Source organism: Protofrankia sp. Cas3 (assembly GCF_963555955.1).
Classification (GTDB): Bacteria; Actinomycetota; Actinomycetes; order Frankiales; family Frankiaceae; genus Protofrankia.
In genome coordinates this window covers 1-8,635 of record NZ_CAUVXP010000201.1, presented here as the reverse complement: position 1 = coordinate 8,635, position 8,635 = coordinate 1, and the positions used below count along the sequence as shown (strand labels likewise).

Below are 8,635 nucleotides of genomic sequence, written 5' to 3'. Positions count from 1 at the left end.
CCACCCGTTTGGTTGACATCTGAATCAGCTCCTGTGAACAGTCAGTTGTCGACGAGGTCGAAGAGCTCGTCATCGCTCGCCGCCTCAGTGTCGAACGTGATCGGCTCCTGCCCCTTCTCCTCGAGTTCCCACACCCGTCGGCGGTCCTGGCGCACGTCGGCTATCGCACCCTTGCGGCAATCCCGGAGTTCGTCCTCGGCAGCCATTGTTCCCGATACTCCTTAATCCGCCCTATTCGTCGAACTTGTTGTCGAGCATGGCGAAGAGTTCGTCGTCCGAAGCGGAATCGAGATCACGAATGGCGGCGGTCCTGGTATCGGTCGACCTGTCCGTCCCGCCGTCTTCCTGGGACAGGAGAGCGCGGAGACGGGCGGTGACGCGGGGCCGCAGAGCGGTGTCGAGCGCCATGCCGGCCATGAGCGCGCCCAGCTCGTCGAGTTGCGCAAAGAGCTGGCTCTCCGCCTGTTCGGCCTCACTGTCCCCGAGGACCTCGGTGAGCAGGTGCTCGGCCAGCGCGCTCGGGGTCGGGTGGTCGAAGACAAGCGTGGCGGGCAGCCGGGAACCGGTAGCCGTATTGAGGCGGTTACGGAGTTCCACGGCGGTGAGCGAGTCGAAGCCGAGGTCCTTGAACAGTTGGTCGCTTCCGACCAGCTGGGGCGAGCTGTGCCCCAGGACTGCTGCCGCCTGCGTACGGATCAGGTCCACCATCGCCGGGTGCCGGCCGCCCTCTGGCAGCATCGCGAGCCGCTCCGCGAACGCGGCCTGCTTGCCCGGGCCGCCCGTGCCGTTGCCGGACAACGCAGCGGCCGTACGGCGTGCCGGGGTGCGGACGAGCCCGCGCAGCACGGCCGGTGTCTCCCGTGTGCCGTCGCGCAGGGCGGCCATGTTCAGCCGCACCGGGACCAGCACCGGCTCGCCCGAGCGGAGCGCGGCGTCGAACAGGGCCAGGCCCTCGGTGGAGGACATCGGGGCCACTCCCATGCCGCTCATGCGGCGCCGGTCGGTGTCCGCGAGGTGGCTGGTCATGCCGCTGGCCTGCTCCCACAAGCCCCAGGCGAGGGAAACGCCGGGGATCCCGGACACCGCACGCCGCACGGCGAGCGCGTCGAGCGCGGTGTTGGCCGCCGCGTAGTTCGCCTGACCCGCACCGCCCAGGACTCCGGCGGCGGAGGAGAACAGCACGAACGCCGACAGGTCCAGATCCGCGGTGAGCTCGTGCAGGTTGAGCGCCGCGTCCACCTTCGTCCGCAGCACCGTCTCCAGCCGCTCCGGGGTCAGCGACCCGATCACACCGTCGTGCAGCACACCCGCCGCATGCACCACAGCACCCACCGCATGGCGGCTCAGCAGAGCGGCCAGCGCCTCGCGGTCGGTGGCGTCGCAGGCCGCGATCGTCACCCGCGCACCCAGCGCCGACAGCTCGGCCTCCAACTCCGCCGTACCCGGCGCCTCCGGTCCCCGACGTGACGTCAGCAATAGGTCCCGCACGCCGTGCTCGGTGACCAGGTGCCGGGCCAGCAGCCCGCCCAGCGTCCCCGTACCCCCCGTGATCAACACCGAGCCCTCGGACGGCCAGCTCCGCTGAACGGTCAGCGCGATCTTGCCGATGTGCCGGGCCTGGGACATGTACCGGAACGCCTCCCGGGCCCGGCGCACATCCCACGCCGTGACCGGAAGGGGCTCCAACGCACCCGCCTCGAACTGACCCATCAGCTCGACGAGCATCTCCCCGATCCGTTCCGGACCGGCCTCACTCAGATCGAACGCCCGGTACGTGACGTCGGAGCGCGTCTCGGCCGCGGCTTCGCCGTCAGGGATGTCCATCTTGCCCATCTCCACGAACCGGCCGCCGGGAGCAAGCAGTTCCACAGAGGCGTCCACGAACTCCCCCGTCAGGGAGTTCAGTACGACATCCACGGCCGGGAACCGGTCACGGAACTCCAGATCACGCGACGAGGCGATGTGGTCGGCGTCCAGGCCCATGTCGCGCAGCACCCCATGCTTGGCCGGGCTCGCGGTGGCGTACACCTGCGCACCCCACAGCCGCGCCAACCGCACCGCCGCCATTCCCACACCACCCGCACCGGCGTGGATGAGCACCTTCTGACCAGCCGCCAGACCACCCAGCTCCCGTAACCCGTACCACGCCGTTGCGAAGACGATCGGTGTGGTGGCGGCCTGGGCAAAGGACCAGCCGCTCGGCACACGGACCAGCATCCGGGAGTCCGCCACGGCCAGTGGACCGAAGCCACCGGTCATAATGCCCGTGATCCGGTCGCCGACCGCGAAGTCCGCCACGTCCGGTGCGACTTCGGTGACGACTCCGGCTGCCTCGCTGCCCAGGGCGCTCACCTCGCCCGGGTACATGCCGAGAGCGTTCAGCACATCCCGGAAGTTGAGGCCGGCGGCACGGACCTCGATCCGTACCTGACCCGCCGCCAGCGGCGCCGCCGCCTCGGGGCAGGGTACGAGCGCCAGGTTGTCCAAGCTGCCTTTCTCGGTGATGTCCAGCCGCCAGGGCAGACCATCGGCATCTGGAGCTGTCAGGGTCTGCTGCTGGGTGACCCGTACGAGCCGGGCCACATACGCCTCGCCGCGTCGTACGGCGAATTGGGGCTCACCGGTGACCAGCAGCACGGGCAGGTGCCGGTCCAGGGTCTTTAGGTCGTCCGCGTCGACGAGGACCAGACGCCCGGGGTTCTCCGTCTGTGCCGCCCGCAGCAGACCCCACAGTGCCGCACCGGCCAAGCCGTTCGCGGACTCGCCGGGTTGGACGGGTACCGCACCACGAGTCAGGACCAGCAGCCTCGCCCCGGCGAACCGTTCGTCAGCCAGCCAGTTCTGGACGAGTTCCAGGGCGCGGCGCGTCACGCCGTGTACGTCGTCCGTGGCGTCAAAGCAGGGGACGACGACGATGTCGGGAGCCAACACCGACGCTTTCGCCGACGGATCCGCCAGCCGGTCCACCGTGAGCAGTCCCTCGAGCGTGCTGGACGACGGGCCTACGGTCAGTCCCGCGGCGGCGAGCCCGGCCGTCACCGTGGCGGCGTCGCGGTCGTCGCCGAACACCGCCCACCGCATTCCCGCAGGCACCGTCTGGGCGGCGTCATGCGCCAACGGGGTCCAGTCGAGCCGATAGAGCGTGTCCTGAGCCGGAGCCCCGCCACCCAGTTGTGCGGCGGGTATCTGCCGGCTGCCCAAGGAATCGGCCGACAGCACCGGGCGTCCCTCGGTGTCCGCGACGGCGACGCAGACCGCGTCCGGGCCGACCGCGGCCAGCCGTACCCGCACCGCCGACGCCCCGGCCGCGTGCAGCGTCACCCCGGACCACACGAACGGCAGCCGGACCTGGCCCTCCTCCAGGGCCGACAGCTCCCGAGCCATCGGGTGCAGGGCCGCGTCCAGCAGGGCCGGATGCAGACCGAACCGGGGCGCCTCACCACTCACCGACTCGGGCAGCACCACCTCGGCGAACAGCTCCTCACCACGCCGCCAGACGGCCCGGACACCCCGGAACGCGGGACCATAGCCGTAACCGGACCCGGCCAGGTGGTCGTAGAAGCCCTCCACCGCCACCACCTCGGCACCCCGCGGCGGCCACACCGCCAGCTCCTCGGCCGGCTCCTCCGCACGAGCCGACGACAACGCACCACGGGCGTGGAGCGACCAGGCGCCGGTCTCGGCCCCCTCCGGGCGTGCGTACACGGTGAGTTCGCGGCAACCGCCGTCGTCGGGGTTCGCGACGACCACCTGGAGCTGCACCGCACCGTCCTCGGAAAGTACCAGCGGCGCCTGGAGAGTCAGCTCGGCGAGCTGCCCACAGCCGACCTCGTCCCCGGCACGGACCGCCATCTCCACGAACGCCGTACCGGGCACCAGAACCGAACCGGCCACGGCGTGATCGGCCAGCCAGGGATGCGTACGCAACGACAGCCGCCCCGTCAGCAGTACGCCATCCCCGCCAGCCAGGTCCACGGCTCCCCCGATCAACGGGTGATCGGTCTGCGCCAGGCCCAGCATCCTGGCGTCGCCGGTCGTGGCCGGGCGCTCCGGCCAGTACCGCTGGCGTTGGAAGGCGTAGGTCGGCAGGTCGACTCGGCGGGCGCCGGTGCCGGCGAAGTACCCGGACCAGTCGATGTCGACGCCGCGCACATACAGCTCACCGGCGGAAAGGAGGAACCGGTCGAGGCCGCCGTCGTCCCGGCGCAGCGAGCCGACGGCGGTGACATGCCCGTCCAGGACGTCCTGCACGCTCGGCACCAGCACAGGGTGCGCACTGACCTCGACGAACGCGTCGCAACCCTGTTCTGCCAGCGACCGGACCGCCTCGGCGAAGTTCACCGGCAGCCGCATGTTGCGATACCAGTACTCCGCGTCGAGTGACGCGGTGTCCAGCCACTGTCCGTCCGCAGTGGAAAAGAACGGCACGTCACCGGAGCGCGGTGTCAGGCCGGCCAGCACGGTCAGCAGCTCGTCCCGCAACGCCTCGACCCGCCAGGTGTGTGTCGGGCAGTCCGATGCGATCCGCCGCGCCTGCACCCCCTGCTGGGCACACCGGGCCCGCAGCTCGTCCAGAGTCGCGGTGTCACCCGCCACCACGACCGACGCCGGGCCGTTCACCGCGGCCATCTCGGCACGGACGCCGTCCGAGGGCAGCAGATCCCGCACCAGTTCCACCGGAGCCGACACCGAAACCATGCCGCCGCTGCCGGCCAGCGACTCGGCGAGGATACGGGACCGAAGGACCACCACTCGCGCCGCGTCGCCCAACGACAGGCCGCCGGCCAGGCAGGCGGCCGCTATCTCACCCTGCGAATGCCCCACCACGGCCGACGGCCGCACCCCCAGCGACTCCCACAGCCGGGCCAGCGAGATCATCAACGCGAACAGCACCGGCTGCAGCACGTCCACCCGGTCGGTCGACGGCGCGCCTTCGACGCCGCACACGACATCGAGCAGCGACCAACCCGTCAGCTCGTCAAGGACCGCCGCGCACTCCCGCAACCGCTCAGCGAACACCGGGGACGACTCCAGCAGCGCGGCGCCCATCCCCGCCCACTGCCATCCCTGACCGGGAAAGACGAACACCACACCGCCGCCACCACCGTCCATGTCGGCGACACCGGTGGCCACCCCGGCCGCCGGCAGCCCACCGGCCAAGGCCCGCAGCCCCGGATCCCAATCCTCGCCGGCACGCGCGACCAGCACCGCCCGGTGCGGAAAGGACGTGCGCGCGACCAGTGAATACCCCACGTTGAGCGGATCGAGCTGAGTCAATCGTTCCATGTCGGCCGCCAAGCGCTCCGCCTGTGCGTTCAGCGCCTGGCCGCTCTTGGCGGACAGCACCAAGGGCACCGGCCCGTTTCCTGCCGTGGCCGGGCGACGCTCCCCGGGTTCCGGCTCGGCCTGTTCCACGATCAGGTGCACGTTCGTGCCGCTTACCCCGAATGAGGACACCCCGGCGCGGCGAGGCCGCCCCGGATCCGGCCACTTCCGTGCCTCGGGCAGCAGTTCCACCGCACCGGACGACCAGTCCACATGACGCGACGGGGCGTCCACGTGCAGGGTCCCCGGGAGCACGCCGTGCTGCAGAGCCAGCACCATCTTGATCACCCCGGCGACGCCGGCCGCGGCCTGGGTGTGCCCGATGTTCGACTTCACCGACCCGAGCCACAGCGGACTATCCGCTGGACGATCCCGGCCGTAGGTCGCCAGCAGCGCTTGTGCCTCGATCGGGTCGCCCAACCGGGTCCCCGTCCCGTGGGCCTCGACTGCATCCACATCCGAGGCGGACAGACCGGCACTGGCCAGCGCCGCGCGGATCACCCGTTGCTGCGCCAGCCCGTTCGGCGCGGTCAGCCCGCTGCTGGCGCCGTCCTGGTTCACCGCGGATCCCCGCAGCACGGCGAGGACCTCGTGGCCGCTGCGGCGAGCGTCGGACAGCCTCTCCAACAGGACCAGGCCGGCCCCTTCGCTGAACCCGGTTCCGTTCGCAGCGTCGGCGAAGGCCCGACACCGGCCGTCGGGCGACAGCCCACGCTGGCGGGAGAACTCGACGAACAGCTCCGGAGTCACCATCACGGTCACGCCACCGGCCAGGGCCAGCGAGCACTCGCCCTGCCGCAGCGCCTGCGCGGCGAGGTGGATCGCCACCAGCGAAGACGAGCACGCGGTGTCCACCGTCATCGCCGGTCCCTGGAATCCGTAGGTATAGGACACGCGGCCCGAGGTCACGCTGCCCGCGGTGCCGGTGGAAAGATAACCCTCCACATCGTCGGTGGCCCTGGCCAGCTCGGCGTACTCCCGGCCTGTCGCGCCGACGAACACCCCCGTGTCACTGCCCCGCAGGGCCTCCGGGTCGATCCCGGCACGCTCGAACAGCTCCCATGAGGTCTCCAGCACCAGCCGCTGCTGCGGATCCATCGCCAGCGCCTCACGCGGCGAGATCCCGAAGAACCCGGCGTCGAACTCCGTGGCGTCGGGGAGGAATCCGCCCTGGGAGACGTAGGACTTGCCCACCCGGTCCGGATCCGGATCGAACAACCCGTCGAGGTCCCAGCCGCGATCCGCTGGGAACGCCGTCACGACGTCCCTGCCGTCGGCCACAACGCGCCACAAATCCTCCGGGCCGCGCACGCCGCCGGGGAACCGGCAGCCCATGCCCACGATCACGATCGGATCCGCCTCGGGGTCGGCTTTCCGCGGCGCGAGCGCGGTGACCTCGTTTCGCACCCCGCCGGAGAGCTCCGCGCCGAGATGCCCGGCGAGTGCCTTCGGCGTGGGGTAGTCGAAAACCACCGTCTGCGACAGGCGGATCCCGATCGCGGCGCTCAGCCGGTTACGCAACTCCACCGCGGTCAGGGAATCGAAGCCCAGGTCGAGGAATCCACGGCCAACTGAAATCGCTTTGGCCGACCCGTGCCTCAGCACCACCGCGGCCTCGTCGCGGACGATGTCCAGCAGTCGCCCCGACAACTCGTCCGCGGAGAGCCCCGACAGGCCCTCGCGGGCCAGGGACGTCACGGACCGCTTGTCCGTGTGGGCAGCACGTGCCCGCCGCACCTCGGGCACCTCGGACAGCAGCGGGAGCTCGCGGAGCCCCAGGACCTGCGGCATTTCCTCCCAACGGAACTCGAACAACGCCAGGAACGTGTCCTCGTGATCGAGAACCTGGCCAAGCCCTTCCACGGCCAGTTCCGGATCGAGAAACGTCGAACCGCGACGCACCAGCGCCTTCTCGATCTCGGGGCCGGCGATGCCACCCCCGGCCCAGTGTCCCCAGGCGATCGACGCGGCCTGCCGCCCCTGCGCCCGCAGGCTCCGCGCGAACGCGTCGAGGAACGCGTTGCCCGGCGCGTAGTTGCCCTGGCCGGCGATCCCGAATGTGCCGCCGATCGACGAGAACAGCACGAATGCCGACAGGTCCAGGTCACGGGTCAGCTCGTGCAGGTTCAGCGCACCGCCGACCTTGGCCCGCAGCGCGCGGTCGATCAACTCCGGGGTCAGGGAGTCCACCAGCCCGTCATGCAGCGCAGCCGCGCTGTGGATCACGGCGGACAGCGGGTACTCCCGCGGGATCTCGGACAGCACACGGGCGAGGTCGTCCTGGTCTGCGACGTCACATGAGGCCAGCGTGACCTTCGCGCCCAAGGCGGTCAGTTCGGCGGCCAGGCCGACCGCACCCGGAGTCTGCTCGCCCCGGCGGCCGAGGAGCAGCAAGTGCTCAGCTCCCCGTGCCGCCAGCCAGCGAGCGACGTGGCCACCGATCGCCCCCATGCCTCCAGTGATCAGCACCGTGCCCTGAGGCTTCCAGCGACGGGCCGGCATCCTGCCGCCGAGGGGAGCGCGCACCAGCCGCCGGACGTAAACACCGTCCGTCCGCACCGCGACCTCGTGCTCGCCCTTCGGCCCGGACAGCACGCACGCAAGCCGCCGGGTGACGGCGTCGTCCACGTGCTCCGGCAGGTCGACCACCCCGCCCCAGCGTTCGGGATGCTCGTCGGACACCACGGGCGCGAGCCCCCACAGCAGCGCATGCATCGGGGTGGTCACCGGTTCGACGTCATCCACCGAGACCGCTCCGCGCGTCGCGCACCACAGCGGCGCCGTCACGTCAGCGTCGCCCAGGGCCTGGACGAGCGCCACATTCATGGCGAACCCCGAGGGCAGCACGTCGCTCCCGGGAACAGGCGTTTGGGCCATGGCGAGCAACGACAGCACACCGGCGACCGGCGCGTCCTCGGCGGCGGCGTGGATCAGCTCTGCGATCGAGCTCCGCCCGGCAGCGCCGGAGACCGTCACCGAGACCACCTCTGCGCCACGATCGGCCAGGCCGCGCGCTATCGCCTCAAGAAAAGCCGCCTCGCCAAGGTCGGGAACCACGAGCAGCCAGCGGCCGTCGAATTCGCCGAACCCCGTGGTGGGCACGTGCCGCCAGAGGACTCGGTGCCGCCATGAGTCCAGCACCGAGCAGGTGTCCTCGCTACCGCGCCACGCGGCGAGCGCAGGAAGGACCGCGTCCAGCGCATCCTCCGCGACGCCCAAAGTGGACGCCAGCGCTCCGGTGTCCTGGCGCTGCACGGCCGCCCAGAACGTGTCATCGGCTACGGTGCCCGCTGGCTTCTCGGTCTCGTCC

General features: G+C 70.9%; 2 protein-coding genes. Both read right to left on the bottom strand.

Translation table 11 applies throughout. The annotated features are described in order from the left end of the window. Positions 1 to 41: 41 nt before the first annotated feature. Positions 42 to 206 carry a hypothetical protein gene (locus U9983_RS24705; protein ID WP_322756309.1) on the bottom strand — a complete coding sequence of 55 codons (165 nt, stop codon included), beginning with the start codon at positions 204 to 206 and terminating at the stop codon, positions 42 to 44. Positions 207 to 231: 25 nt separating this feature from the next. Then, a partial coding sequence (locus tag U9983_RS24700) for an SDR family NAD(P)-dependent oxidoreductase (RefSeq protein ID WP_322756308.1) occupies positions 232 to 8,635 on the bottom strand: 8,404 nt, incomplete at its 5' end.

Bases quoted from the DNA above. Each gene is read 5' to 3' on its own strand.
- U9983_RS24705 (WP_322756309.1), bottom strand. From the start codon at position 206: ATGGCTGCCGAGGACGAACTCCGGGATTGCCGCAAGGGTGCGATAGCC.